The sequence below is a fragment of the Amycolatopsis sp. NPDC026612 genome (genome assembly GCF_040638285.1).
Classification (GTDB): domain Bacteria; phylum Actinomycetota; class Actinomycetes; order Mycobacteriales; family Pseudonocardiaceae; genus Amycolatopsis.
On record NZ_JBEZYB010000026.1, the window covers coordinates 74,976 to 101,536 of the forward strand.

General features: G+C 69.0%; 29 protein-coding genes. 23 read left to right on the forward strand and 6 right to left on the reverse strand.

Going from position 1 to position 26,561, the window contains the following annotated elements:
* Window positions 1–67: 67 nt before the first annotated feature.
* The 11 genes from AB0F15_RS23635 (at window position 68) to AB0F15_RS23685 (ending at window position 10,355) form a co-directional block, all read left to right on the forward strand.
* Window positions 68–1,975, forward strand: a complete 1,908-nt coding sequence (locus tag AB0F15_RS23635; RefSeq protein ID WP_360273989.1) for an FAD-dependent monooxygenase — start codon at window positions 68–70, stop codon at window positions 1,973–1,975.
* 51 nt (window positions 1,976–2,026) lie between these two features.
* Complete coding sequence (locus AB0F15_RS23640; protein WP_360273992.1) at window positions 2,027–3,208, forward strand: cytochrome P450; 1,182 nt, start codon at window positions 2,027–2,029, stop codon at window positions 3,206–3,208.
* A gap of 66 nt (window positions 3,209–3,274) precedes the next feature.
* Complete coding sequence (locus tag AB0F15_RS23645; protein ID WP_360273995.1) at window positions 3,275–3,475, forward strand: ferredoxin; 201 nt, start codon at window positions 3,275–3,277, stop codon at window positions 3,473–3,475.
* A gap of 52 nt (window positions 3,476–3,527) precedes the next feature.
* Window positions 3,528–4,493, forward strand: a complete 966-nt coding sequence (locus AB0F15_RS23650; RefSeq protein ID WP_360273998.1) for a PDR/VanB family oxidoreductase — start codon at window positions 3,528–3,530, stop codon at window positions 4,491–4,493.
* A 67-nt stretch (window positions 4,494–4,560) separates the two neighbouring features.
* Window positions 4,561–6,270, forward strand: a complete 1,710-nt coding sequence (locus tag AB0F15_RS23655) for an AMP-binding protein (protein WP_360274001.1) — start codon at window positions 4,561–4,563, stop codon at window positions 6,268–6,270.
* A 55-nt stretch (window positions 6,271–6,325) separates the two neighbouring features.
* Window positions 6,326–6,997 carry a 4-carboxy-4-hydroxy-2-oxoadipate aldolase/oxaloacetate decarboxylase gene (locus AB0F15_RS23660; protein ID WP_360274004.1) on the forward strand — a complete coding sequence of 224 codons (672 nt, stop codon included), beginning with the start codon at window positions 6,326–6,328 and terminating at the stop codon, window positions 6,995–6,997.
* 5 nt (window positions 6,998–7,002) lie between these two features.
* Window positions 7,003–7,686, forward strand: a complete 684-nt coding sequence (locus tag AB0F15_RS23665; protein WP_360274007.1) for an RraA family protein — start codon at window positions 7,003–7,005, stop codon at window positions 7,684–7,686.
* On the forward strand, window positions 7,683–8,078 hold the full coding sequence (locus tag AB0F15_RS23670; protein WP_360274011.1) for a RidA family protein: 396 nt from the start codon (window positions 7,683–7,685) through the stop codon (window positions 8,076–8,078). Before AB0F15_RS23665 ends, AB0F15_RS23670 begins: the two co-directional genes overlap by 4 nt.
* Complete coding sequence (locus tag AB0F15_RS23675; RefSeq protein WP_360274014.1) at window positions 8,075–9,088, forward strand: amidohydrolase family protein; 1,014 nt, start codon at window positions 8,075–8,077, stop codon at window positions 9,086–9,088. Before AB0F15_RS23670 ends, AB0F15_RS23675 begins: the two co-directional genes overlap by 4 nt.
* 48 nt (window positions 9,089–9,136) lie before the next feature.
* The gene (locus AB0F15_RS23680; protein ID WP_360274017.1) at window positions 9,137–9,517 is read left to right on the forward strand and encodes a protocatechuate 3,4-dioxygenase; all 381 of its coding nucleotides are present in this window, start codon (window positions 9,137–9,139) and stop codon (window positions 9,515–9,517) included.
* On the forward strand, window positions 9,510–10,355 hold the full coding sequence (locus tag AB0F15_RS23685) for a class III extradiol dioxygenase subunit beta (RefSeq protein WP_360274020.1): 846 nt from the start codon (window positions 9,510–9,512) through the stop codon (window positions 10,353–10,355). Before AB0F15_RS23680 ends, AB0F15_RS23685 begins: the two co-directional genes overlap by 8 nt.
* A gap of 523 nt (window positions 10,356–10,878) precedes the next feature.
* Here AB0F15_RS23685 and AB0F15_RS23690 read toward each other — a convergent pair.
* Window positions 10,879–11,502, reverse strand: a complete 624-nt coding sequence (locus AB0F15_RS23690; protein WP_360274023.1) for a TetR/AcrR family transcriptional regulator — start codon at window positions 11,500–11,502, stop codon at window positions 10,879–10,881.
* A gap of 182 nt (window positions 11,503–11,684) precedes the next feature.
* On the opposite strand from AB0F15_RS23690, the gene AB0F15_RS23695 reads away from it, so the two are divergent.
* The 3 genes from AB0F15_RS23695 to AB0F15_RS23705 all read left to right on the forward strand — a co-directional run bounded on the left by AB0F15_RS23695 (window position 11,685) and on the right by AB0F15_RS23705 (window position 14,852).
* Window positions 11,685–12,698 carry an NAD(P)/FAD-dependent oxidoreductase gene (locus AB0F15_RS23695; RefSeq protein ID WP_360274026.1) on the forward strand — a complete coding sequence of 338 codons (1,014 nt, stop codon included), beginning with the start codon at window positions 11,685–11,687 and terminating at the stop codon, window positions 12,696–12,698.
* A gap of 227 nt (window positions 12,699–12,925) precedes the next feature.
* Window positions 12,926–13,087, forward strand: a complete 162-nt coding sequence (locus tag AB0F15_RS23700; protein WP_360274028.1) for a hypothetical protein — start codon at window positions 12,926–12,928, stop codon at window positions 13,085–13,087.
* 4 nt (window positions 13,088–13,091) lie between these two features.
* Window positions 13,092–14,852, forward strand: a complete 1,761-nt coding sequence (locus AB0F15_RS23705) for an MFS transporter (protein WP_360274031.1) — start codon at window positions 13,092–13,094, stop codon at window positions 14,850–14,852.
* 9 nt (window positions 14,853–14,861) lie between these two features.
* On the opposite strand, the gene AB0F15_RS23710 is transcribed toward AB0F15_RS23705, so the two are convergent.
* The gene (locus AB0F15_RS23710) at window positions 14,862–15,458 is read right to left on the reverse strand and encodes a helix-turn-helix domain-containing protein (protein ID WP_360274034.1); all 597 of its coding nucleotides are present in this window, start codon (window positions 15,456–15,458) and stop codon (window positions 14,862–14,864) included.
* Between the two features lie 120 nt (window positions 15,459–15,578).
* Here AB0F15_RS23710 and AB0F15_RS23715 point away from each other — a divergent pair, with 120 nt between their 5' ends.
* The 3 genes from AB0F15_RS23715 (at window position 15,579) to AB0F15_RS23725 (ending at window position 18,863) form a co-directional block, all read left to right on the forward strand.
* Window positions 15,579–16,319 carry an SDR family NAD(P)-dependent oxidoreductase gene (locus tag AB0F15_RS23715; RefSeq protein ID WP_360274037.1) on the forward strand — a complete coding sequence of 247 codons (741 nt, stop codon included), beginning with the start codon at window positions 15,579–15,581 and terminating at the stop codon, window positions 16,317–16,319.
* A gap of 262 nt (window positions 16,320–16,581) precedes the next feature.
* Window positions 16,582–17,265 carry an EthD domain-containing protein gene (locus tag AB0F15_RS23720; RefSeq protein ID WP_360274040.1) on the forward strand — a complete coding sequence of 228 codons (684 nt, stop codon included), beginning with the start codon at window positions 16,582–16,584 and terminating at the stop codon, window positions 17,263–17,265.
* Window positions 17,266–17,873: 608 nt separating this feature from the next.
* Window positions 17,874–18,863: a recombinase family protein gene (locus tag AB0F15_RS23725; protein ID WP_360274043.1), complete on the forward strand. Its 990-nt coding sequence runs from the start codon at window positions 17,874–17,876 to the stop codon at window positions 18,861–18,863.
* On the opposite strand, the gene AB0F15_RS23730 is transcribed toward AB0F15_RS23725, so the two are convergent.
* Entirely contained in the window at window positions 18,787–19,521 is a 735-nt protein-coding gene (locus tag AB0F15_RS23730; protein WP_360274046.1) for an alpha/beta hydrolase, read from the reverse strand. The genes AB0F15_RS23725 and AB0F15_RS23730 overlap by 77 nt on opposite strands.
* A gap of 81 nt (window positions 19,522–19,602) precedes the next feature.
* On the opposite strand from AB0F15_RS23730, the gene AB0F15_RS23735 reads away from it, so the two are divergent.
* Window positions 19,603–20,271 (forward strand): TetR/AcrR family transcriptional regulator, encoded by a 669-nt coding sequence (locus AB0F15_RS23735; RefSeq protein ID WP_360274048.1) that lies wholly within the window; start codon window positions 19,603–19,605, stop codon window positions 20,269–20,271.
* Between the two features lie 620 nt (window positions 20,272–20,891).
* Here AB0F15_RS23735 and AB0F15_RS23740 read toward each other — a convergent pair.
* Together AB0F15_RS23740 and AB0F15_RS23745 are read right to left on the reverse strand one after the other, a co-directional pair.
* On the reverse strand, window positions 20,892–21,629 hold the full coding sequence (locus AB0F15_RS23740; RefSeq protein ID WP_360274051.1) for a spermidine synthase: 738 nt from the start codon (window positions 21,627–21,629) through the stop codon (window positions 20,892–20,894).
* A complete protein-coding gene (locus AB0F15_RS23745; protein WP_360274053.1) occupies window positions 21,629–21,826 on the reverse strand; it encodes a hypothetical protein in 198 nt (65 codons plus the stop codon). Before AB0F15_RS23745 ends, AB0F15_RS23740 begins: the two co-directional genes overlap by 1 nt.
* Before the next feature lie 230 nt (window positions 21,827–22,056).
* Between AB0F15_RS23745 and AB0F15_RS23750 the strand changes: the two genes are divergently transcribed.
* The gene (locus tag AB0F15_RS23750) at window positions 22,057–22,206 is read left to right on the forward strand and encodes a hypothetical protein (protein WP_360274056.1); all 150 of its coding nucleotides are present in this window, start codon (window positions 22,057–22,059) and stop codon (window positions 22,204–22,206) included.
* Window positions 22,207–22,210: 4 nt separating this feature from the next.
* Here the strand turns inward: AB0F15_RS23750 and AB0F15_RS23755 are convergent, their stop codons facing one another.
* Window positions 22,211–22,864: a TetR/AcrR family transcriptional regulator gene (locus AB0F15_RS23755; protein WP_360274059.1), complete on the reverse strand. Its 654-nt coding sequence runs from the start codon at window positions 22,862–22,864 to the stop codon at window positions 22,211–22,213.
* 130 nt (window positions 22,865–22,994) lie between these two features.
* On the opposite strand from AB0F15_RS23755, the gene AB0F15_RS23760 reads away from it, so the two are divergent.
* From AB0F15_RS23760 to AB0F15_RS23775, 4 genes are all read left to right on the forward strand, one after another.
* Window positions 22,995–23,678 (forward strand): SDR family NAD(P)-dependent oxidoreductase, encoded by a 684-nt coding sequence (locus AB0F15_RS23760; RefSeq protein ID WP_360274062.1) that lies wholly within the window; start codon window positions 22,995–22,997, stop codon window positions 23,676–23,678.
* 56 nt (window positions 23,679–23,734) lie between these two features.
* Entirely contained in the window at window positions 23,735–24,877 is a 1,143-nt protein-coding gene (locus tag AB0F15_RS23765; protein WP_360274064.1) for an MFS transporter, read from the forward strand.
* Window positions 24,878–24,952: 75 nt separating this feature from the next.
* Entirely contained in the window at window positions 24,953–25,642 is a 690-nt protein-coding gene (locus tag AB0F15_RS23770; protein WP_360274068.1) for an NAD(P)-binding domain-containing protein, read from the forward strand.
* Between the two features lie 250 nt (window positions 25,643–25,892).
* Window positions 25,893–26,534 (forward strand): alpha/beta hydrolase, encoded by a 642-nt coding sequence (locus AB0F15_RS23775; RefSeq protein WP_360274071.1) that lies wholly within the window; start codon window positions 25,893–25,895, stop codon window positions 26,532–26,534.
* Window positions 26,535–26,561 lie beyond the last annotated feature (27 nt).

Sequence of the window (26,561 nt, forward strand, 5' to 3'; positions counted from 1 at the left end):
CTTAGGGCTTGCCACGGCGCCAAGATTGGATAATATCCTGGGTCTGAACCGCAAGGAGGCGGCACCCATGCTGGACAGCGACGGCGGCACTCGTGAGCCGCTGCAGGTACCGGTCCTCGTCGTCGGCGGCGGGCCTGCCGGACTGACCATGGCCCTCGAGCTCGCTCGGCGAGGGATAGACGGCCTGCTCATCGAGCGGCGTGGTTTCACCAACCACTACCCACGTGCCCATCTGCTCAACGTGCGCACCATGGAGACCTTCCACGATGTCGGCGTGGCCGAGGAGATCTACGCGCAGTCCCCGCCGGAGGATCAGTGGCATCGCGTCGCCTGGTACACCTCCCTCGCCGGGCCGGCACCCCAGCACGGGCTCAAGATCGGGCACGTTCAGGCGTGGGGCGGCGGAACCGATCTCGGCAACTACCGGCTGGCCAGCCCGCGTCCGTTCGCGAACCTGCCCCAGATCCGGCTCGATCGGATCCTGTGGGAGCACGCCGACCGATCGTGGCCCGGCCGGGTGCGCGGCCACAGCGAACTGATCGCGCTCGAGCACGACGGATCGGGAGTGACGGCCACGATCCGCGACACGCAGCGTGAGGAGACCTACCAGGTGCAGGCCAGGTACGTCGTCGCCGCCGACGGCGGCCGGACGTGCGCCGACCTGCTCGGCGTCGAACTGCTCGGGCCGCGCGCGCTGCTCGATCTGGTCAACGTCTACTTCTCGGCGGACCTCGCCGCTCACGCCGACGAGGAAGCGCTGATCACCTACTTCGTCAACCCGGAGGGACAAGGCAGCTTCTCGGGGGCACTGCTCGGGCTCGGCCCCGGGCCGTGGGGCGCCCGGTGCCGGGAGTGGTCGATGACGATGGCGTTTCGCGTCGGCGACCCGGCCGGGGAGGACGAAGCCTCGCTGATCGGACGGGTGCGTCGCACTCTCGGTGTGCCGGACCTCGACATCGATCTGCACGCCATCAGCCACTGGCAGTTCGAGGGTGTCGTCGCCGAGCGCTTCCGCGTGAGCTCCGTCCTGCTGGTCGGCGACGCCGCGCACCGGCACCCGCCGACCGGCGGGCTGGGGCTCAACACGGCCATCGGCGACGTCGGCAACCTCGCGTGGAAGCTCGCCGCGGTGTTGGACGGCTACGCCGACGACTCGCTGCTCGACACCTACGAAGCAGAGCGAAAGCCCGTCGCCGCCCGCAACATCGAGCACTCGCTTCGCAACGCCGGCCGCCACGGTCCGGTCGCTGCGTCGCTCGGTCTGCGTGCGGGCATCGGCGAGGACGAGGGGTGGCGCGAGATCGCCGTCTGGGCGAGCGACACGCCCGAAGGGGAGCGTCGCCGGGCCGCCAGCGCGCAGGCCGTCGCGGCGAACGCCGAGGACTACAGCCAGCTCAACATCGAGGCCGGGTTCGCCTACGAGTTCGGCGCCGTGGTTCCGGACGGAACCGCCCCGCCGCCCCACCACCACACGGCCACCATCTTCGAACCCAGTGCCCGGCCCGGCCACCACATCCCGAACTGCCGGCTCGAGCGCCGCGGTGAGACCGTGTCGACCGTCGATCTCGTCGCCCCGGCCGGCTTCACCGTGTTCGCGCCGGTGGCCGCGGAAACGTCGTGGAACGACGCCGCGGAACAGGCCGCGGCCGCCACGGGCTGCCCCGTGACAGTCGTGACGATCGGCTTGGGCGGCGACGTCACCGACCCAGGTGGCGAGTGGCTCGCGGTGTCCGGTACCCGGCCAGGCGGATGTCTGCTGGTACGCCCGGATCGGCACGTCGCATGGCGCGCCGCGGACGGCCCGGCGGAGCCCGAGGCCGAACTGACCAGGATCGTGCGGCTGCTGCTCGCGGGCGGCGGACGGGAGATCCGGCCCGGCGACGACCCGCTGGCCGGGATCACCGAAGCGGGCGAGGCCCTGCGCACCGGCGGGGCCCGCGAAGCCCGGATCTTCACCAGCACCACCCCGGCCTAGCCCACACCGGCCGATCGAACCGCAGCCGACAACCCGAGGAGTGAGTCAACGATGACGCAGACCTTGCCCAGCACCGATATCGATCTCTTTGCCGACGAAGTGATCGCCGACCCGCATCCGACGTACCGCGAGCTGCGCGACGCCGGTTCCGCGTTGTGGATGTCCCGCTACGACTGCTGGCTCCTCCCCCGCTACGCCGAAGTCTTCGCCGCGCTGCGCGACCACGACCGTTTCTCCTCCGCCTCCGGTGTCGGCCTCAACGACGTGATGAACCAGGCCACCAAGGGCGGCAGCGTCCTGTGCACCGACCCGCCCGAGCACGACCACCTGCGGCGGATTCTCGGTTCCCGGCTGACCCCCCGGGCGCTGCGCGGACACAGCGAGGACTTCCTGCGGCGGGCTCACCTGCTGGTCGACGAGCTCATCGAGAAGGGTTCCTTCGACGCGGTCGCGGACTTCTCCTCGGCATTCCCGCTCTCCGTCGTGCCCGATCTGCTCGGCGTCCCCGAGGACGGCCGTGAGCACCTGCTGAAGTGGGCGTCGGCGGCGTTCCAGGCCGAGGGCCCGATGAACGAGCGGACCCAGTCCTCCCTGCCGGACCTGCAGGAGTTCCTCGGATACATCACCGATGTCGCCGGCGAGCAGAAGCTGGCTTCCGGCAGCTGGGGACACCAGATGCTGCTCGAGGCCCGCGCCGGCGAGATCGACGAAAAGATGCTGCCCCCGCTGCTCCTCGACTACCTCGGCCCCTCGATCGACACCACCATCAGCGCCCTGTCCACCGCGATCTGGCAGTTCGCCCTCCATCCTGACCAATGGGATGCGTTGCGAAGCGACCGCACGCTGATCGCGAACGTGGTCAACGAAGCGGTCCGGCTCGAAGCACCGATCCGGGGCTTCGGCCGGCATCTCACCCATGACTTCGACGCCGACGGCGTCACCTTGGCCGCCGGCGACTGGGTCTTCGTCAGCTACGCCTCCGCGAACCGCGACGAGCGACGCTGGGAGAACCCCGGCCGTTTCGACATCCACCGCGACACCGCGGGCCACGTCGGCTTCGGCTCCGGCATCCACAGCTGCGTCGGGCAGGGACTCGCGAAGCTGGAAGCCACCGCGCTTTTCACCGCACTCGCCGACAAGGTCACGCGCTTCGAGCTGACCGGCGAGCCGGTCTGGAACGTCCACAACATCCTCCGCGGCATCGCCACGTTGCCCGTGACTGTCCGGGTGTGACGCGTTCGCGCGGCAATTCCCGGAGTGCGATCCCCTCCCCATTCCGAACCGACCGGAAAGGCACCCATGCCCAGGATCGTCGTCGATACGTCCCGTTGTGAGGGCCACGGACTGTGCGAAGGAATCGCGCCGGACGTCTTCGCGCTCCACGACGAGGGCGCCGTCGAGGTTTTGATCAAGGAATCCGTCGCGGGCGACGCGATCGAGGCCGCGGCCACCGCGGCGGCCCTGGCGTGTCCCGTGGCAGCGATACACGTGACCAGCTAGGCGACGCAGAACGCTTGCGGACGAAGACATCGAGGACAAGTGAGGCACTGCGATGGACCACCTCGCAGCTGACACCCAGTTCGCTCTCACGGTGCACGAGCGCCGTGAGGTGACGGCTGACATCGTCGTGCTCGGGCTACGCGCGGCCGACGAAGGACCGCTTCCGGAATGGGAGCCTGGCGCGCACGCCGACTTCCTCATCCCCGGGGGCGTGACACGCCAGTACTCGCTGTGCGGGGACCCCGCTGATCGCATGACGTGGCGGATCGCGGTGCTCCGGGAGGAGAACGGTCGCGGCGGGTCTCGTTACATCCACGAAGAAATCCGAGAGGGCGGACGGATTCTCGCTCGCAGCCCGCGCAACCATTTCCCACTGCGGCCGGCGGCCGGCTACCACTTCGTCGCCGGAGGGATCGGCATCACCCCGCTCCTGCCCATGATGGCGCAGGCCACCCGCGACGGAGTCGACTGGCAGCTGACCTACGGCGGCCGCAGCAGGCAGTCCATGGCGTTCGCCGACGAACTCGGCCAGACCTACCCGGGAAAGGTCACATATCACCCGCAGGACGTCTGTGGCCTCATCGATCTCGACGGGCTGCTCGCGCGGCTCTCATCCGGCACCGACATCTACGCCTGCGGTCCCGGTCCGCTTCTCGACGCGCTCGCCCAACGCACAGCCGCGTGTCCCGAACAGCTCCACGTCGAGCGCTTCGCCCCCGTCGAGCCGGCGAATCCGTCCGAGAACAGGGCTTTCGACATCGAGCTGGCTTCGTCCGGTCGAGTCCTCTCGGTATCGCCACAGGAGTCGATCCTCGATGTCCTGCTCGACAACGACGTCTACGTCGATTCCTCCTGCGAGGAAGGAACATGCGGGTCCTGTGAGACCCGCGTGCTCGCCGGAGACGTCGAACATCGCGACGCCGTCCTCAGCGCGGCCGAACGAGAAAAAGGCGAATCGCTGATGGTGTGCGTCTCGCGAGCCGCAGCCACCTGCCCGCGACTGGTACTCGAGCTGTGACCCCCGCACCGATCCGGCGGGCGATCGGCCACTTCCGCCGAGGCCGACGAAAGGCGAAAGACGCGTCATGAACCACGACACCACACAGAAATATCGCGCTGCTCGCGATCTGCTGCAGAACCTGTCCACCGACTACGCACGAGCCGTGGCGGAGTTCGCCTGGCCGGATTTCGGTGATCGGTTCAACTGGTCGATCGACTGGTTCGACGCCGTGGCGCGAGGCGTCGACCGGACGGCGCTGTGGATCGTGGAGGAGGACGGGTCGCAGGCCCGCTACTCCTTCGACGAGATGGCGTGCCGCTCGGACCAGGTGGCCGCGCACCTGGCCCGCCACGGTGTGCGCCGTGGCGACCGGGTGCTGGTGATGCTGAACAACCAGGTCGAGCTGTGGGAGGCCATGCTCGCGGTGATGAAGCTCGGCGCGGTCGTCCTCCCGACGACCACTGCGCTGGGCCCGGCCGAGCTGACGGACCGCATCAGCCGGGGCGGCGCGAAACACGTGCTGGTCAACGCCGCCGACACCGGCAAGTTCGACTCCGTGCCCGGCGACTACGCCCGCTTCGCCGTCGGCGAGACGGCCGAGGTTCCGGGGGAATGGGTGGCCTACCGGGACGCCTACGCGCTGGTCGTACCGCCGGCCGAACACCCGGGGACGGCGCCGTCGGACCCCCAGCTGCTGTACTTCACCTCCGGCACCACCAGCCGGCCCAAGCTGGTCGAACACACCCAGGTGTCCTATCCCGTCGGGCACCTCGCGACGTCGTTCTGGGTCGGGGCCAAGCCGGGGGACGTGCACCTGAACATCTCCAGCCCCGGGTGGGCCAAACACGCGTGGTCGTGTTTCTTCGCCCCCTGGATCGCCGAGGCCACGATTTTCGTCTACAACTACTCCCGCTTCGACCCGGCCGCACTGCTCGACCGGATCCGCCGGGCCGGGGTGAACACCTTCTGCGCCCCGCCGACGGTGTGGCGGATGCTGATCAAAGCCGACCTGTCCGGCGGCCCCGGCGGGTTGCGCCAGTTGATGTCGGCAGGCGAGCCGCTCAATCCCGAGGTGATGGACCAGGTCGAGAAGGCGTGGGGGCTCACCATCCGCGACGGGTTCGGGCAGACCGAGCTCCCCTTGGCCATCGGCAACGTGCCCGGTATGCCGGTCAAACCCGGCTCCATGGGACTGCCGCTGCCCGGGGTGCCGATCGTGCTGGTCGACCCGCTCACCGGGCGCCCCGCCGACGAGGGCGAGATCTGCGTGGACCTCGCCCGCCGGCCGATGAGCCTGATGACCGGGTACTCGGGCGACCCGGAGCGCAATGCCGAGGCGATGGCCGGCGGCTACTACCACACCGGTGACGTCGCCTCCCGCGACGCCGACGGCTACATCTTCTACATCGGCCGCACCGACGACGTGTTCAAGGCCAGCGACTACAAGATCTCCCCGTTCGAGCTCGAGAACGTGCTGATCGAGCACCCGGCGGTGGCCGAGGCCGCGGTCGTCCCCGCCCCGGACGAGGTGCGCCTCGCGGTGCCGAAGGCCTACGTCGCCCTGGCCGCCGGGTACGAGCCGAACGAGAAGACGGCGTTCGAGATCCTCCGGCACGCCCGCGAAAACCTGGCGCCGTACCAGCGCGTCCGGCGCCTCGAGTTCGCCGAACTGCCCAAGACCATCTCCGGCAAGATCCGCCGGGTCGAGCTGCGCAGCCGGGAAGAACACGCGGCCAACGGCGAGATCGCCGTGACCGAGTACCGCGATGACCAGTATCCCGAGCTCCGCCGGTGAGGTCCGCGTCCGGCAGCCCCATGGCCACTTCCGAAGCGATACGAAGGAGCAGTCCGTGAACCAACACCAACCGGCCGGCGAAGACACGCTCCGACGTCTGGGGGCGCTCGACACCTGCGCGGTGTCCGATGCCCTCGACGCACTGGGTCTCCACGGCGCCGCGCTCGGCCTGCATTCGGTCACCGGACGGCACCGCCTGGCCGGTCGGGCGGTGACGATCGATCTCGTCGACGCGGGACAGGTCGAGAGCCCGCGGCACCTCGGAACCGCCGCGGTCGACGCCTCGGGCCCCGGAGATGTGCTTGTCGTCGCTCACCACGGCAGGACCACCGTGGCCGGCTGGGGCGGCGTGCTGAGTGCGGGCGCCCGGCAGGCCGGAATCGAGGGAGTGATCGTCGACGGCGCGGTCCGTGACGTCGACGAGGCTACCGATCTCGGACTCCCGGTGTTCGCACGGACCGGGGTCCCGCGCACGGCCAGGGCGCGGGTGGTCGAGCGGGCCTGGAACGTCGAGGTCGAGCTGGCGGGCGTGCCGGTGCACCCGGGCGACTACGTGCTCGCCGACGGGAGCGGGGTGGTCGTGGTCCCCGCCGCCGAGATCGAGGCCGTGCTCGCCAAGGCCGAGACCGTGGCGGCCAAGGAGCGCGCCATGGTCGCCAGGGTGCGCGAGGGCGTGCCGATGGTCGACGTGATGGGCGCCGACTACGAAAACCTGCTGAAGGGCTGATGGACATGAGTGAGACGCTTCCCGGGTCCGCCACGGACCCCGCGGTGCGGGAACTGGCGCTGCTGGACACCAGCCACGTCAGCGACGCACTGGACAAGCTCGGCATCAACGGGCAGATCGCCGGGCTGCTGCCGCTGCAGCGGACCTCGCGCCTGGCCGGGCGGGCGTTCACGGTCCGGTACGTCCCGATCAGCGGCACCGGCGGCACCGTCGGCGACTACATCGACGACCTCGCCCCGGGCACCGTCGTGGTGATCGACAACGCCGGGCGGCTCGACGCGACGGTGTGGGGAGACCTGCTGACGGCGACCGCCGCTCGCCGGGGCATCTCCGGCACGGTCATCGACGGGGTCTGCCGCGACTCCGACCGCGCCGTCGAGCTGGACTACCCCCTCTACGCCCGGTCGCGCTGGATGCGCACGGGCAAGGACCGGGTCCGGGTCGAGAGCTACGACGTGCCGGTCACCCTCGGCGGTGTGTGCATCGAGGCGGCCGACTACCTCGTCGGCGACGGGGACGGCGTCGTCTGCGTGCCGGCTGCCCGGGTGCACGAGGTGATCGACGTCGCCACCGGCATCCGCGAGGCCGAGGAGGCCATCCGCAAGGCGGTCGAGGCCGGTGCGTCACTGCGTGAGGCCCGGCAGGCCAACGGCTATCACGCCCTGCAGACCCGGACGGACCGATCATGAGGTGGCGCAACTCGATCGACGTCGAGGGCCTGCACCACGGTGGCGCCCCGATCCCGCAGGCCAGCCTCGTCGGGTCACTGCTGCTCTCCAGCGGGATCAACGGGATGGACCCCGCGGACGGCTCCATCCCGGAGGAGCCCGAGCGACAGGCCGCCCTCGTTTTCGACAACATCCGGCGAATCGTGGAGGCCGCGGGCGGCGACCTCGGTGACATCGTCAAGTGCACGTTCTTCGTGCGCGACCGCTCCCTGAAATCCCTGATCGACGAGCACTGGGTCAAGGCGTTCCCCGACCCGGCCGGCCGGCCGGCGCGGCACACGCTGGTCCAGGAACTGACCGTGCAGGCCCTGCAGTGCGAAATCGTCGCCAACATCGAGAGGCTCGCGAAGTGATCATCGATTCTCACGCCCACCTGGTCGCCCCCGACGGCCTCTACGCCTACCGGGCCAACCTGATCGCCAACGGCGGCTACCACTTCGGCAAGCCGAAGATCGCCGACGAGGCCCTGGCCGCCTGCGCGCAGGCCAACGTCGCCGCGCTCGACGAGGTCGGCACGGACGTGCAGTTGCTGTCACCGCGGCCGTACCAGCAGGGTCACTCGATGACGCCGGCGTCGCTCGTCGAACCGTGGATCGCGGCCTGGAACGACACCATCGCCCGCACGGTGGAGCTGCATCCGACCCGGTTCGCGGGTGTCGCCGGGGTGCCGATCCTGCCGGGCGAACCCGTCGAGCGAGGGTTCCGCGAGCTGGAGCGCGCGGTCAACGACCTCGGCTTCGTCGGTGTCATCGTCAACCCCGACCCGTACGAAGGCACCGGCCAAGCGCCGACGCTCAACGAGCCGTACTGGTACCCCCTCTACGAGAAGCTCATCGAGCTCGACGTGCCGATGCAGATCCACTCCGCGGGCTGCTACTCGGGCCGGGAGTCCTACAGCGAACACTTCATCACCGAGGAGTCCATCGCGATCCTGTCCCTGCTGCGCAGCGACGTGTTCGAACGCTACCCGGACCTGCAGATCGTGGTCTCGCACGGCGGCGGCTCGGTGCCCTACCAGATCGGACGCTGGCAGGCCGAGCGGCTGCTCCCGCTGCTGGGCGGCGGCCCGGAGTCCGAACGGTTCGAGACTTCGCTGAAGCGGTTCTGGTTCGACAGCGTGCTGCACAGCCCGCCATCGCTGGAGCTGCTGCTCCGGGTCGTCGGGCCGGAGCGGGTGCTGTTCGGCACCGAGCGCCCGGGCAGCGGCTCGGCGATGAACCCGGACACCGGCCACCACTTCGATGACATCAAACCGGTCATCGACAAGATCGGCTTCCTCTCGGACGCGGACCGGAAGGCGATCTACGAGGACAACGCCCGCGCCCTGTTCCCGCGGCTCGTGGCACGACTCGACAAGTCCTGATCGCAAGCCGACCCGTACCCCAGCGGGTGGAGGAAAGGAGCCCGGTCGATGGCAGACGACCCTACGGGACCGCCGGCGGACACCACGGAAATCCCCGGGACGATCGTCTTCGACGGACGACGCTCGCGGGAGGGCCTGCCGTTGAACAATCTCGCGATCACCCTGAACAAGAAGGCCGAGCGCGACGCGTTCGTCGCGGACCCCGAGGCGTTCATGGAGCGGTTCGGGCTGTCCGCCGAGCAGAAGGAGGCCGTCCGCAACCGGGACTTCCACCGCATGATCGAGCTCGGCGGGAACATCTTCTTCATCTACAAGATAGGCATGGTCGACGGCCTCAAGGTGCCGGACATCGTCGCGACGATGGCGGGCATGAGCACCGAGGAGTTCGTCGAAATGATGCGCAACGGTGGAAGGAACCCTCATGGCTGAGGTCATCGCCGGCTTCGGGGTCTCACACATCCCCGCACTGGGCGTCGCGATGGAAGGCGACGGGACAGGCCCCGCGGCAGCGGTCTTCGAAAAGTTCGCGCCCGTCCGCGAGTGGGTGCGATCGCTCGAACTCGACACGGTCATCGTGATCTACAACGACCACGCGTCGTCCTTTTCGCTCGAACTGCTCCCGACGTTCGCGATCGGCGCGGCCGAGGCATACGCGCCGGCGGACGAGGGCTACGGCGCCCGCAACGTACCGGTCGCCCAGGGCGACGCCGACCTGTCGTGGCACCTGATCGAGTCGGTGATCCCCGAAGGCTTCGATCTGGCCGTCGCCCAGAAGCTCGACGTCGACCACGGGCTGACCGTGCCGCTGACGGTGCTGTTCGGCTCGCCACCGGAGTGGCCGGTCAAGATCGTCCCCCTCGAGGTCAACGTGGTGCAGCAGCCCACACCGTCCGCGCAGCGCTGCCTCGACCTCGGCGCGGCGATCGGCCGGGCCATCGCGAGTTTCCCGGGCGGCACCCGGGTCGGGGTCGTCGGTACCGGAGGGATGTCGCACCAGCTGCAGGGCAGAAGGGCCGGACACATCAACAGCGAGTTCGACAGGACGTTCCTCACCGACATCGTGGACAACCCCCGGCGGCTGGCGAAGCTGTCGAACACCGACCTCATCCAGGAGGCGGGATCCGAGGGCGCCGAACTGGTGATGTGGCTGGTCATGCGCGGCGCACTCGGCGACAACGTGACCGAGGTGCACTCGGCCTACCACGTACCGGTCTCGAACACCGCGGCCGGCCTCATCGCCATCGATAGCCGCACGGCCACACGCTGATCCGTCCGAAGCCGACGGCAGGTGCGGCACGCACCGGTCACCGAAGTGCATGCCGCGCAAGGGCCTGCTTGCCGATCGAAATCAAAGGCGGGTCGCCGCCATCCCCGCGGAGACGGCTACATCCTGCCCGTGTTGGTCGCTCGTGCAGGATGGCGACGATCGGGCCAGTCGCCGACTCGTCGACGCCCGGCGGGAGTCCGTACTGCTGCCCGCATCCGCGGGGAAGGCACCCAGCTATACGAGGGCACCGAGGCGGAGCACCTGCAAACGCGGTCCGAGTTGGCGGAGCGGGGGCCGAAGTACCACCGTCTGCTGGCGGCGAGGCGTTTGGCGACTGACCGTGCAGTTCAAGTCGGGCGACACCGCGCAGGCGGTGGAGCGACCCGATTGGATGCGGGCGCAGTTCTTCGCCAATCGCCCAGACGACCGCCCGGCGGCGCGTAAACCTTCGGGCCGTCCTCCGCGGCGTCGAAGTGGGCCGACCGCATCAGATGCCTGTGCAACGAGGCCGGCCGTGTCCTTCTCAGCGGTGGCGCGGGCGAGGCAACAATGCGAAGGCGCTCTCCGCGATCGAGGTCAGGCGGGCGGGGCTGTGGCCGTATGCGCCTACGACATCGATCCCGCGGATGATGGTCAGCAGAAGCTGCGCAAGGTCGTCGGGATCCGCGTCGGGGTCGATGTCGCCGTTGCGCTGCGCCGCTCGCACACACTCGGCCACCGCTGTCACGACCGCGGAGAAGCAGTCGTTGGCCAGGCGTTGCACTTCGGGGTCGGAGGCGCCGATCTCCAGGGCCATTTTGGCGGCGAAGCAGGCCGCTGCCGCCCGGTCGGGGGCGGGGGGTACGTCGTCGGCGAGTGGCACCCCGTGGACGGCGCGGAGCAAGTACCCGTGCAGTCGTTCCAGGGCGCCCTCGTCCGGTCCGGCGAGCGCCTGCGGCGCAAACTGCCCCAGCCGGCCGAAGTACCCGGCCATCGCCTGCAGCAGCACGCCGTGCTTGCCGTCGAACGCGGCGTAGAGGCTGCCGCGGCCCAGGCCGGTGGCGGCGCTGAGGTCGTCGACGCTCGTGCCGTTGTAGCCCGAGGTGCGGAACTGCCGCTCGGCGGCATGCAGGACGTGGTCGCGGTCGAAGCTTCGTGGTCTTGCCATACCCCGAAGGTAGCGCCGACCTGCCGTAGTTGACAAATCAGTACAGAACTGGCTAGATTTCTGACAGTTCAGTACACAACCCCCCTGAGCTCGCCGGACAGGGCAGGAACCTCCTCCAACCACCCAGAACTCGAAGGGTCGACCGAACCATGACTGACAAGGAAAGGCAGGAGGCGATGGCTGTGGCGACTCCTCCGTACGCGAGCGACGCACTGGCCGAGGGAACCGTCGACGCGGTGGTGATCGGCGGGGGCGCCGCAGGGCTGAACGGTGCATTGATCCTCGCCCGCTCCCGCCGCTCGGTCGTCGTGATCGACAGCGGCTCCCCGCGCAACGCGCCCGCCGAGGCCGTGCACAGTTTCATCGTCTTGGACGGCATCCCGCCGTCGGAGATCCTTCGACAGGGCCGGGAACAGGTGCGCCAGTACGGCGGACGCGTCGTCCACGGCGAGGTGGTCTCGGCCGAGTCTGCCGCCCCGTCGGCGGACGGGGACCTGCGGTTCACCGTCACCCTGGCCGACGGCCGCAGCATCACCACTCGCCGCATCCTGGTCGCCACCGGCCTCACGGACGTGCTGCCGGAGGTGCCCGGGCTCGCCGAGCACTGGGGGCACAGTGTGGTGCACTGCCCGTACTGCCACGGCTGGGAGGTGCGCGATGAGCCCATCGGTGTCCTCGCCACCGGACCGGTCTCCATCGGCCACGCGTTGCTGTTCCGTCAGCTGACCGAGGACCTCGCCTACTTCACCCACGGCACCGACCTGGACGAGGACAGCCGCGCCCGCTTCGCCGCCCGCGGCATCCGCATCATCGACACTCCGGTCTCCGAGGTCGTCAACGACGCGGACGGTGCCCTCGCCGGGGTGCGCCTGGCCGACGGCCAGGTCGTGGCCCGCCGCGTCCTCGCGATCGCCGCGCCGATGCAGGCCCGCACCCAGGGCCTGGAAGGTCTGGGCCTGCCGGTGCAAGACGTGCCGAACAAGGGCCGCGGTTTCGCCTCCGGCACGGCCGGCACCACCGAGGTGCCGGGTGTGTGGGTGGCCGGCAACGCCACCGATCTGGTCGCCCAGGTCGGGGCCTCCGCAGCGGCCGGCGCACTGGCCGGCGCCGACATCAACAGGATGCTGGCCACCGCGGACACCGACGCCGCCCTCCAGGGGATCGCCGAGGTAAGCCCAAAAGTGGCCACAGGATGACCTTGAAGCCCTGAGATCCCAGCCCCTCACCCGCTCGCCCCACCTTCGTCGGTGAGGAAACCGATCTGTTTTCCCGTCTGGAAACCGATCAGTTTCCAGACGGTTTTCAACCATGCCCAGCAGGCAAGGGGAAAAATGAACACCACCATCGACCGCGGGGCACTCGCCTCCGGAAAGACAGACTCGGGCCTTCGCGGCTCACATGCCGTGTGCTGGTCGTGCTAGGCATGGCACAGCTCATGGTCATGCTCGATGCGACCGTCGTGAACATCGCGCTGCCCGAGGCGCAGCAAGACCTCGGCTTCAGCGACGGCAGCCGACAGTGGGTCATCACGGGTTTACGCCCTGGCGTTCGGCAGCCTGCTGCTGCTCGGCGGCCGACTCGGTGACCTGTTGGGCCGACGTACCCTCTTCGTGATCGGCTTGGCAGGTTTCGGGGCCGCATCCATTCTCGGCGGCTCGGCCTCCAGCTTCGAGATCCTCGTCGCGGCACGTGTGACCCAAGGCCTCTTCGCGGCACTGCTCGCGCCCGCGGCACTCTCCCTGCTCAGCGTGACCTTCACCGAACCGTCGGAAAGGGCGAAGGCCTTCGGTATCTTCAGTGCGTTGGGTGGTGCGGGCGGCGCGATCGGGCTGCTGCTCGGCGGCATGCTCACCGAATGGGCGTCGTGGCGCTGGGTGATGTACGTGAACGTCGCCTTCACGGCCCCCGCCCTGATCGGTGCATTGCTGCTGCTGGCCAAGCCTGTGATCACCAAGAAGCCCAAACTCGATATTCCGGGCATCGTCGTGGTGAGCGCCGCGCTGTTCGCCATCGTCTACGGGTTCGCGCACGTAGAGTCCACCAGTTGGACCGACCCGGTCGCCCTCGGCTCCATGATCGTCGGCGCGGTCCTGCTCGTGGTGTTCGTATGGCTGCAGTCCAAGGTCGCGCATCCGCTGCTGCCGCTGCGAATCGTGCTGGACCGGACCCGCGGTGGTTCGTTCGCGGCGGCGTTCGTCCTGGGCATGGAGATGTTCTCGATCTTCCTGTTCCTGACCTACTACTTTGCGGCCAGCCTCGGCTACTCGCCGATCAAGACCGGTCTGGCGTTCCTGCCGATGGTCGCGGGCGTCGTCGTTTCGTCGACCACGATGTCTTTGCTGGTGCTGCCCAAGGCCGGCCCGAAGATCGTCGTCAGCGCCGGCTTCCTGGTCGCCGCAACCGGTATGGCCCTGCTGACCCGGCTCAAGTTGGACAGCACCTACGCCGCCGACATCATGCCCGGCCTGATCCTGCTGGGTCTCGGCATCGGCGGGGTGATGACCACCGCGTTCCAGGGGGCGACCTCAGGCCTGCACCGCGATGACACGGGCGTCGCCTCGACGCTGATCAACACCGGTCAGCAAATCGGCGGCTCCATCAGTACGGCGCTACTGACCACCGTTGCCTCGTCGGCCACGACCGACTACCTGACTTCGCACAAGCCCAGCGCGCCGGCCGCGGCGCAGGCCGGGGTCGAGGGCTACACGGCCACCCTGTGGGGTTCCAGAAGCCGGCCCGTGCATCTGACCTGCGGCGACAGGCGGATTCGACGGCCAGGGCATGATCGGCAGCAATGGCGCCGCGTCTGCGGCAGACGTCAACTGTCAGCGGATCAAGCGACGCCGGTTGCTCGGAGGCTTGGTCAACGAGTACGAACGAGCTGCGTAAACCCACTGGTCAACGCCGGTGACCGACTTTTGGAACCCCACAGGTGGAAGGCCCACTACGTGCTCGATGAGATCCTGGGCAACGCCACCGATCGCCCCATCACCGAGCACGCGACGGACACGCATGGCGTGACCTTGGTCAACTTCGGACCCTTCGATCTGCTGCGCCTGGCCGGGTCGCTGAAGTTCGGGCACGCGACCGCGTCGCTGCCGGTCGGGAAGCTCTCGGCGTCCGGGCGGCAGAACGCCCTGGCGGCGGCACTCAAGGAGCACTTCGGGCTCGCCGTCGAGTTGCTGCGCCGCGGCGGCCGCCATGTCGACGACGAGGTGCTCGCGCACATCTCCCCGGCCCACAGCGAGAACGTGAACTTCGGCGCCATCGAGGTCGACATCGACGCCGAACTCGCCCAGCTCGGCCCGACCGGGTACCGACCGCTGCGCGCGGGCGACACCCTGTTCTGAACTTCTCGATCACGGCCAGCTTGGTGGGGGTTGTGGCAGTGGGTTGGCTCCGGAGGGACGCAATCCGTCGAAGATGATGGCCTGGTAGCGACGCCACAGGTCCGGGTGCGCGTTGGGGTGGCAGCCGGCAATGTGCACGGGTGCGCAGATCAGCAGGAAGACGTCGGTGCCGGTGATGTCGGCTCGGATGGCCCCCGCCGCACGGGCCCGGTCGACGAGTGCGCTGACGGCCACGTGCAGGTCATTGCGCAGTTCGGTCACTCGGGAGTCGTCGTCGGCTCGCAGGAAGGTGAGGTCCTGCTGCTTGATCCCGTCGGCGGCGACAGTCAGGAACTCCGACAGTGCGGCCTCCGGGTCGGCTGTCGCGAGCAACCGTCGGGCCACAGCGGTGAGCGCCGCGAAGTGGCCGCCGACGATCGCGGCGATCAGCTCCTCCTTCGAGGCGAAGTGGCTGAACACCGTCGCCTTCGCCACACCCGCCCGGTCTGCGATATCTGCGATCGAGGCGTCGATGCCGCGCGCGGCGAACTCCTCCTCGGCCGCAGCGAGGAGGAGTTCACGATTGCGGGCTGCGTCAGCGCGGAGTGGGCGAGCCGAGGAGGTCACAGATCACAGCCTAGCAACTTGATCGCCCGGTCATCTTCGTCTTAAGCTCGGCGAACTAACGTGACCGGTCGATCAAGTTAAGGGGGTTCGGCCGGTCATCCCCAAGCGGGAGGACACCTGATGAACCTGAACGGCGCGACAGCCCTGGTCACTGGGACGAACAGGGGCCTGGGCCACCATTTCGCGGTGGAGCTGCTCAAGCGGGGCGCGAAGGTGTACGCGTCCGCCCGCCGCCCCGAACTCGTCGACGTGCCCGGTGCCGAGGTGCTGCGGGTGGACATCACCGACCAGGAATCGGTCGCCGCGGCGGCGGAGGCTGCCTCCGATGTCGACCTGCTGATCAACAATGCTGCGTTCACCGGTGGCGGGAACTTCATCGGTGGAGATCTCGACTCGATCCGAGCGGTGATGGATTCCAGCTACTACGGCACGCTGGCCATGATCCGTGCGTTCGCCCCGGTCCTGGCGCGCAACGGCGGTGGCGCGATTCTCAACGTGTTGTCGACGGTGGCGTGGATGACCGTCGATGGCAATACCTCCTACGCGGCGGCGAAGTCCGCGCAGTGGGGGCTGACCAACGGGGTTCGTGTCGAGCTGGCCGGGCAGAACACGCTGGTTTGCGCGCTGGTTCCGGGGCTCATCGACACCGAGACGCTGCGCGACTACGCGCGCGGGTCCGGGATCGTGTTGCCCGAGCGGCGGCTCAACGATCCGGCGGATCTCGTCCGTCGAGCTCTGGACGGGATCGCCGCCGGGGAGATCGAGATCCTCGATGAGTCCGCTGTCGAGGCGAAGGCTCGTCTGGCTGGGCCGCCGGCCCAGTTCGATCTGAGCGCCGCCGGTGCCAACGCCGCCCGGTAGGCGTTCACGTTCGGCGTGGAGTGGGGTCTCCCGGTGGTCGACAAGCATATGCGCAGCTCGGGGAACGCGGCGACGGCACCGACGGTGCGGTCGGGGTCGGCGGGCTCCACGTGCGCGGCCCAGGTGCTGCTCACCGCATAGCCCGACACCTCGGCCACCAGCTCGCAGCAGAACGACAGCAGATTTCGCCCGCTCGCGATCATCGCGCCGTGATCACCACCCGTGACCAAGTCAACCGAATCAACCAAGTCAGGAGCTCTCCGTGATCCGCTTCTTCTCCCTCATCCCCCGCCTCCCCGACATCGACCGCCAGCGCTTCCACGACCACTGGCGCCACCCGCACGGCACCCTGGGCCGCCAGATCCCGGGCATGCTCACCTACGTCCAGGCGCACCAGTTCGACACCGACCGCCTCGGCCCCGGCCAGGACGAGTTCGACGGCGTGGCCATGCCCTCGTTCGACTCCGCGAAGGACGCCGCCGCACTGGTCGACGAGCCCTTGTTCGTCGACAACATCCGCCCCGACGAGCCGTTGTTCCAGGACCTGCCGAGGGTCGTCTTCTTCATCACCGAGGAGGAGGTGATCGTCTCGCGGCCCGCCATCGGCGCCGGCTCCGCGGCCGATCGGCAGTGGGACGTGCTGGAGCGGCCGACCAGCATCCATCTCCTGCAGTTCGTGCACCTCGACGGCAATCCCGGCTGGGCCGGCGCGGACGACGCCGAGCTCGGCCTGCGGATCGGCGCGCTGCGCCACGCGGTGAACCGGCCGAGCGCGGAGGTGCACAGCGACAGCGCACCGTTCCTCGGCGCCCGCCAGCTGTGGTGGCCTACCCTGACGGCGTTCCAGGACGGCGTGGACGCCGATCCGGCCGCCTTCGACGAGCTCCTCGCCCGGGCCGGTCACGCCGTCACCATGCTGGCGGTCTCGGAACGGTTCCTGCGCTGAGCCGGGGGCGTCCTCCCTGCGGAGGGGCCTGATCGCGGCCGCATCTCCTCCACAGGAAGGACGCGCGCCCGGCCCGCGGCCGGTTGGCGTGGCCCGACGCGGAGCCCGGACGACGAGAGGCCCGAACCGTGCACGACCAGGACGACCAGGACGGACCCCACGCTGCCCGACAACTGGGGTCACTGGGGCCCCGACGACGAGCTGAGCGCCTTCAACCTCGCCACCGACGAGGTACGGGCCCGAGCGGCGGCCGAGGTAGTGGTCGAGCCCCGGTCTGGAGCGCGGTGAGGGCGGCGAGCCGCTGGCGGGCGAGGGTGGCCTAGGTGGCGCGCGCGTCGGGTTCCACGGTGGCGAGCCTGCCAGCCGCCGGCCAATCTTCGGGCAGACCCGTGATGGTGCGTCTGCATCTATCCGGCGGTGTCGTCAAATGGGTCCTATGACGACACTTGACGGAGCCGATGGACCAAGCGGTCAGATCCTGCGGAAACCGGCGCCACGATCCAATGGGATCCGATCCGATTTGACGACAGGGTTTGGCGACAGCGGCCCTCTGTCCGGGCGAACTGTGCCACTGCCGGCGCGCCGGCGGCGATGGGGAGAGCGCTAACATGGCGGATCCGGTCTCCACACGGGTGTCCACCGACGAGCAGAGCACCCAGCGCCAGACCCACCTGCTCGCCACCGCCGGACTCACCGACGGCACCGGCGGTGGCGGCGGAGCAGCCGGTGTGCCGATGTTCTCCGACCCGGCCACCTCGTCGAAGATCCCTGCCCTGGAACGGCCCGGGTTCCGCGAGCTCGCCCGCTACACCCGCCCCGGTGACCAGATCACCGCCTCCGAGCTCTACCGACTCTGCCGCGACCTCACCGACATCCTCGCCGTCCGCGACTGGTGTCGCCGCCACGAGGTGGCGCTGCGGGTGCTGTCGGGACCGTTGTCGAGCATCGTCGACCTCGCGGCGACCGACGCGACCACCACGATGCTGGTCAACGTGCTCGTCTCGGTCGGACAGTTCCAACGCGACCTGCAGAACGAGCTCACCCGCGACGGCGTAGCCGCCGCGGGCGCCGCCGGCGCGCGCTCCGGTCGCCGCCCGCAGGTCAAGCAGCTCGGTGTCTTCGACGAGGTCCGCGCCGGGTTCCGCGCCGGAACCAGCGTCGCCGCGCTTGCCCGTACCCACCAGGTCAGCCGGGTCGCGATCCGCACCGCCGTCGCCGACCTCCTCCCAGGCCGACCCACCCCGGCCGGCAGCACCAGCGACACGACCGAGCTCACCGAACAGGTTCTCGTCCGTATCGAGGTCCCCGGCAAGATCGCCCACCGGCTACCCGCTCTCCGCGACCTGAGCGAGGCGGAGCGGCACGCGGTCACCCAGGGCCGGGCCGTCCGCCGCGGCCAGGGCTACAGCCTCCACATCACCGCCACCCCGCGAACCCACCAGGCTCTGCTGCGCGCCGTTGACGACCTCGTCGAGCAGACTCCCGCCGATCGCAAGGTGTACCGGATCTACCGAGACCGGCTCACCGCCGCCGGCGTACCGACCCGCAACTCTCCAGGGATGCCTGCAGTGCCTTCGCCACGTCGTCAGCGTGCGTGATGATCGCTTCGTGCGTCCCCGGCACGAGCACCGGCTCAACGCCGAGGCGGGCAGCCAGTTCCGCGCCCGGTGCGGCAAGGGCGCGATCCCGTTCGGCGAGCAGATACGTCATCGGCACGTCGAGGCCGGCGAGATCAACCACGTCGAGGGAGTCCAGCATGTAGCCGCCGGGCTGCGGCACCAGCAGCTCGTGGACCAAGCGCTGGAGGTTCTCCGGTTCGTCCTGCATGAGCGACTCGCGGAACGCGGCGAAGTCGACGCCGATCGCGTGGTCCGGCGCCGCCTCGATCGTCGCGCGGACGTACTCACCGACCGCGGGTCCCATGGCCTCGGCCATCGACTCGCCACCGCGCGGCACGAACGCGCTGACCATGGCGATGGCCCGCAGCCGCCGGCCCAGCTGTCGAGCGGCGCCGGCGATCGGGATGCCGCCCCAGCTGTGGCCGACCAGCACGACGTCGGTCAAGTCCCGCCGCTCGACCTGGTCGACCAGGTACGCCACGGCGTCCGCCAGCCGCAGTTCGCGCGGATCGTCACCGGCCGACAACCCGGGCATGGTCAGCGCGACGGCCCGGTCCCCCGCTCTCGCGACTCGCTGCGCCACGGGGTGCCAAGACCAGCCGCCGTGCCATGCGCCGGGCACGAAGACGTACTCCACGGTTGCTCCTCAGATCGTTGATGAAGTAGAGACCTAGTCACTGGAGTCATACTCCAGCGAGTATGCCGCTACGCTACCACCGTGCCCAGCAAGCCTTCGAGGACCATCGGCGGCCGTCGAGCGGAATACGCCGCGGCGACCCGGCAAGCGATTCACGACGCCGCCCGAGAACTGTTCGTCACCAAGGGATACTTCGCCACCACGGTCGACGACATCGCCACCGCAGCCCGGGTCGCGCCCGCCTCTGTGTACGCCGTGGCCGGCGGGAAGCAGGGGCTCCTCAATTCGATCATCGAAGCCCGCACGACCGCGCCGGACGTCGAAGAGACCTACGCCCGCATCACCGGCCACGATGACGCCACCGCACTGCTCCGATTCATGATCCACGCCACGCGCGTCCGCTTCGAAAACGCCCGAGACCTGATGCGCGTCGTCATCGACACCGCTCCCCACGAACCGGCCGCGGCCCAGGCACTGCGCTCCGCACACGCCAGCCTGCGCACCGGCCTCCACCTCACCGCGCAGCGCCTGGCCGACCTGAACGCACTGCGCGACGGGGTCGACGTCGAGTCGGCCACCGACACGCTGTGGTTCTACCTCAGCAATGGGGCCTACTTCACCTTGACCGACGACAACCACTGGTCACTCGACAAGGCCGAGGAGTGGCTGCTCGAGTCACTGCGAACGGCAGTCCTCCGCCCGCCGACCCAACAAGGTGAAAGCCCTGAAAGTTCCGTTGTCTTGCAGTGATGTATCGACACGATCTCAGCACAGGACGAGTAGCGCCGCCGAGCCCTACCTTCTCACCAGACCACTCGCCCAGCACCGCGCTCGGAGCGACGCTACCGAACCGGCAACGGCACCTTGGTGCCCTCGAGTTGGACGCCCCCGCCACCTCCACGGCGGCCGCGGTATCCCGACCATCCGGACGGTCGCTCCCGAGGGCAGCATCGGACGTCTGGCCGAGCGGGTCCTTGATCGCCGCGGCGAACTCGGCGTTGAACCTGTCCTTACGAGCCTTCGTGATCAGCTTGCTCAGGTAGCGCAGCTGCGCCTGGGTGATCGGCTGGGTCTTGGCCGCCGCGCTCCACTCGCGCTGGGCATCATAGGCCCGCTCGTTGGCTGCCGCGTGTCACATACTGCAGGACGCCGTGATGCAGAGCGCGGCAGCCACCCTTGCGTCGGCGTCGAGACATAGCACTCTCCACAGCCTGCACGCTCAGGCGACCCACTGAGGCCCGGGACCTGTTCATCCTGGCCAAGAACATCTCCTTCCGCGCGGCGTGGCAGGCCGTCATCAGCTGATGACCTACGAACTCTCGGACGTGGTGGCCGTGTTGGCGTCGCCGGTTTGACCAGTAACGTCAGAATCAGGAGGAGCGCGGCGTGTCGGCAGCAGTTGACGCCAGATAGACGGTGGCGGTCGCTTCGTTGCCCTGCAGGGGATTTGCGAAGGTGATGATGTCGGCTCGTGCCCGAGCGAAAGCCGATGACAGTGCCGTGAGGAACTCCTCGTCGGGCGGGTCGTTGGACCAGAGCCCGAACACGCCGCCGGAGTGCAGCCACCCGGCGAGGCGGCGCAGTCCCTCCGGTGCGTAGAACGACCCGTGGCTCGGGTGCAAGAGATGCCGCGGGGAGTGGTCGATGTCCACGAGGATGGCGTCGAACCGCCGTCCCGGCGCGACCGGATCGAGTCCGTCCGGTGAGCGCAACAGCTCGAAAAAGTTGCCGTGGACGAACGTGCACCGGCGATCCGAGGTCAACTCGGGTTCGGTCGGGATGAGCCCGTCGCGATGCCACTCGATCACCGCCTCGAGCGCATCCACCACGACCATCGAGTGCACCCGCGGGTCAGCCAGCACGGTTTGCGCCGTGTAACCGAGACCGAGGCCACCGACCACCACATCGAGGTCAGTCCCGGTCAGTTCCGCCAGTCCGCGGCGTGCCAGTTCCACCTCGGCGACGGTGAACAGGTCCGACATCAGGAACTCGTCACCAAGCTTGATCTCCAGTACGTCCCGATCCACCGTGACATCCCGGCGGCGGCGCAGGACCAGCTCACCCAGCGGGGTCGGACGCCAATCGAGTTCCTGGAAACGTCTGCTCATCACATGAACTTACTAGGCGAGGGGTGATCGGTTTCGCGAGTGCGGCTGCTGTCGTCGGGGATCAGCCGGCGCGCCGCGTCCGCGTCATCACAGACCTCCGTGCCGGCGACCGCACGGTAGCCCTTGGGCGCCGTGGCGAGTCGCACGAAGCCGATGAGTATCGACACCGACAACGACGAATACGCCGAGATGGTCATCAGTACTTGGTGCCCGGCACGCCGCGTGGCTGCTGTTCGCAGCTGCCGCGCTGTTGAGTCCCTCTGGAGCCAGGCGAAGGAGCTTCATCTGAGGTCCACCGGCAGCGCGTGCAGATGCATCCCGCCTTACAGCCACCGGTCTACGGGTCAGCCCCCTCAGCAATGACCTGGTCGTCCAATCCGCTGCGAGCCTGCTTCGGTGTCGGGCTGGGTCGGTCGGCTGTTCCGCGGTGACCGCCGTCACGGCCAGGACTCCGGCCGGCTCGGCGTTGTCGTCGTCCAGGGGCGGGCTGAACCGCATCGAGGACAACGGCGGCCGGGCCGAGGTGTCCCCGGCCCCGGACCGGCCACACACCCCCTCGGGTGCCCGGTTGTGGTGAGTGTTCAGGGGTGCGACGTCGGTGTTGTGGTGGGCGGTGGGCTCGCCTGCGGCGGGGGGATGTGCAGGGCGCGCATGGCGACGTCGATGGAGGCGTGGAGGTCGGCGCGGCTGGCGCCGGCGGCGGCGTGGACGGCGTGGCCTTCGCTGAGCGCCATGACGAAGCGGGCGAGTGCGTGCGGGTCGACGCCGTCCGGGAGGTCGCCGTCGGCCGCCGCGCGGGACAGACGTTCCCGCAGCGCGGTCTCGGTGGCGGCGCGGCCGGTGGCCAGTGCCTGGGAGATGGGGGCGTTTTCCGGCGCACAGGCCAGGCCACCCTGGATGGAGAGGCAGCCGGGTGGGTGGTTGGTGGCGGTGAGGCCGTCGGCGCTGCTGCGCAGGAATGCCTCGACGGACGCGTACGCGGTCGGCTGGTCGAGCGCGGCGCGGGCGGTGGCCACCTGTGCGTCGTGGTAACGGGTGAACGTGCGTCTGAACAACTCCTGCTTGCTGCCGAACGCGGCGTAGAGGCTGGGGCGGTTGATGCCCATCGCGGTGGTGAGCGCGCTCAGCGACGCACCCTCGTAGCCGCGCTGCCAGAAGACCTCGGCGGCGCGGTCGAGGACCGCTTCCGTGTCGAAGGCCCGTGGTCGTCCCGTGGTCGGCGAGTTCGTGCTCATGGACTCCATTCTACCGCTCGGTACAAAATATGATCCAGCTCACCGACCGATCGGTACAAAACCTTGATAGCGTGACTCCAACCGAACGGTACAGAAGCAAGTTCGGCGGTCGCACGGCTTAGGGAGAGACATGACTGTCACACTGATAACCGGTGCCAGCAAAGGCATCGGTTACGAGACCGCCCGGCAGCTGCTGGAACTGGGACACACGGTCTACGTCGGCGCGCGTGACACCGAACGCGGCGTGAAAGCCGCCGCCGAGCTCGGGGCGCGGTTCGTCCAGCTCGACGTGACCGATGACGCCTCAGTGCGCAGCGCCCTGGCCACGATCGACGCGGCAGAGGGCCGGCTCGACGTCCTGATCCACAACGCGGGCGTCCTCGAGACCGCGCTCGACGGCCCGGCGGCCCTGCGTTCCTTCGATACGAACGCCGTCAGCATCGTCCGGGTCACGGAGGCGGCCCTGCCGCTGCTGCGCAGGTCCTCGAACGCCAACGTCGTCACCATCTCCAGCAGCGCTGGGTCGTTCTGGGCGGTGAACAACCCTGAGCGGCCGGAGTTCAACCTCCCGCTCGCGCTGTACTCGGCATCGAAGACCGCGGCCACCATGCTGACGGTGCACTACGCCAAGTCGCAGCCGGGCATCAAGTTCAACGCCGTCGAACCGGGCACCACCGCCACCGATATGACCGCCGCTTTCGGCATCGGACGACCGGTCGAGCAGAGCGCCCGAGTCGTCGTGGGCCTGGCCGTCCTCGATGAGTCCGGGCCGTCCGGCACCTTCCAGGACGAAGCCGGACACCTGCCGTGGTGAGCCCGAGCACCGAGGCCCGGCCGTGCGAGGCGCCCCCCGGGAGCGGCGAGGAGAGGATGGGCCCGTCCTGGACCGGCGTCGTCTCACTGAGTCTGGGGATCTTCGCGATCGTCATGTCGGAGTTCCTGCCGGCGAGCCTGCTGCCGGTCATCGCCGGCGACCTGCGGGTGTCGGAGGGCACCGCGGGACAGACCGTCAGCAGCACTGCCTTCGCCGCGGTCCTGTCGGCGCTGCTCATCTCGGTGGTCCTGCCGCGGGCGGACCGGCGCCGCGTCATGATCGGCCTCACCCTGCTGGCTGCCGTCTCCAACCTGATCGTGGCCCTGGCCCCGAACGTCTACGTGCTGCTGGGCGCCCGGCTGCTGCTGGGCATGGCCATCGGTGGGTTCTGGGCCATGGCCACCGCGATGGCCGCGAAACTGGTGCCCGCGGACCACGTCGGCCGAGCCCTGACCATCATCAACTCCGGCGTCGCGGCAGCCACCGTCGCCGCCGTGCCGCTCGGCGCCTGGCTCGGCGGCGTGTGGGGCTGGCGTGGTGTCTTCCTCCTGGCTGCGGGCGTTGCCGTACTCGCCGTGATCGCGCAGGCGGCGACGCTGCCGAGCGTCGCGGCCGAAGCGGCCAGCGCGCTGGGTGCGTTCGCAGCGGTCCTGCGCTCCGGTGTCGTCCTGGCCGGTCTGTTCGCCCTCCTGCTGGCCTTCGGCGGCCACTTCACCGGATTCACGTACGTCCGGATCGCCGCGCAGGGCCTGTCCGGCATCGACAGCGCCGGCTTCGCCATGCTGCTGGTCGTCTTCGGTGTCGCCGGCCTGTTGGGCACGGTGCTCAGCGGCCCTGTCGCCGACCGGGCCCCGCGGGCGGGCATGTTGTTGTTCCCGGCCGTGCTGGGCGCCGGGATGCTCATGATGTACCTGACCGGAGGCTCGTTCGTCGGCCTGTTCGTCGCCGCCGCGGTGTGGGGATTCGGATTCGGCGGTGTGCCGACCACGGTCTTGAGCTGGGGCGCCAGGACCGAGCCGGTCCGGTTGGAGCAGATAGGCGGGCTCATCGTGATGGTGTGCAACATCGGGATAGCGCTCGGTGCGGTCGGTGGCGGCCTTCTGGTCGACGGAGTGTCGGCCGGGACACCGCTGGCGGTCGGTGGTGTCGCAGCCGTCGTCGGCGCCGCCGTGCTGGTGTCCCTGCGGCGGCAGCACTGACGCTCATACGTCGCCCCGGCCCGGACGGCCGAGGCAGCAAGCCGCGCCGGATCGGTCTCAAAGTGGGGAGTTTTCATGACTACTGTTGGCATTCTCGGTGCCGGCCAGGCGGGAAGCACGCTGGCCCGTGCCTCGATCGCGGCAGGCTACGACGTCGTCATAGCCAACTCGCGAGCCCCCGAAACACTGCAGGAGCTGGTCGCCCAGCTGGGCCCGCGGGCGCGCGCCGCCTACGCGGCGCAGGCCGCGGCGGCAGCCGATATCGCGGTCACGGCATTCCCGTACAGACCCGCAGACCGGCTGCCGGTCGAGGAACTCGCCGGGAAGGTCGTGCTCGACACCAACAACTACATGAGCTGGCGCGACGGGAACTATCCCGACGTCGACTCCGGCCTCAAGACGATTCACGAGTTGCGTCAGGAGCAGCTGCCCACCTCGAAGGTGGCGAAGGCGTTCACCCACATCCAGTTCCACGAGCGCTCCGAGATCCGCGTTCCCGGTGACCTGCTACCTGCCGTTTTCCGGCTGGCCAGGCCGGCCGGCGCAGCCGACCGCAAGGCGCTGGTCGTCTCGAGCGACTACCCGGAGGCCGTCGAGGTGGCGACCCGGTTCTACAACGATCTCGGGTTCGACGCGGTCGACAACAGCCCGCTGAGCGAGTCGTGGCGTAGCGCCCCCGGCACGCCGATGTGGCGTCACCACGTCGACGGACAGAGCCGAGCAGAGCTGGTCAAAAACCTGCAACGCGCACAGCGCGTCCTCTGATGAGCCGGACGTAGCCGCCGGCCGGCGCGATCCCGATTCGAAGACCCGCCCCTCCTTCGACGAGTGTCAGAAACGTGTTGCGACGGTCCGCGCATGCTCGCGTGTCGCGGCCGCCGACGGGACGGGCGCTTCCAATCATCACCCGCCCCACCAGATCCGCGGTCACAACGCTTCGCGGCACCCGCTCGGCCTCGACATCCTCGTCGACGCCGACACGTCGCGATCGACATGAACAGAGAGGACTCGGCTTATGGATGAGCCCGCAATGCCCCGGAAATCTTCACGGCTCCGACGCCTCGGCGTCATCGTTCGCGCCGCCGTACTGACTGCCGCCACCCTGATCGGCGGCACGACCAGCGTCTCCGCGAACATTCCGGCGCCAGTGTCGACGTCGGCCACTGTTTCCAGCGCCCCGGCCTGTGTGGCCCCGGAGCGTCCGCTCAGCCGTGACTACGACGCCGCCACCCGGAAGGACGCCGCGTTCAACGAGACATTCCGGCATTGTTTCACCACGATCAACGGCGTTCAGATGCACTACGTCATCGGCGGTCACGGACCGAACCCGATGGTGCTGCTGCACGGATGGCCGGAGAGCTGGTACGCCTACCGCGGCATCATGCCGCAACTGCTCCCAGGCCGTACCGTCATCGCGATCGACCAGCCGGGACTGGGCGACTCGACCGGTACGCCGCGCTCTATGACGACGAACGTCATGGCAGAGTACATTCACCTGCTGCTCAACCGTCTGGGTCTGACGCGCAACGTGCAGCTGGTCAGTCATGACATCGGTGTGGGTGTCGCCTACGCCGTGGCTGCCCAGTACCTGATGCGCTCCGGGTCTGGTGCAGGTCCTGTTGTCTGTCACCGAGCCCGGGCAGGCTCGAAGGGTTGATCGTAGCGTGACGCTTGGTGGCCGGCT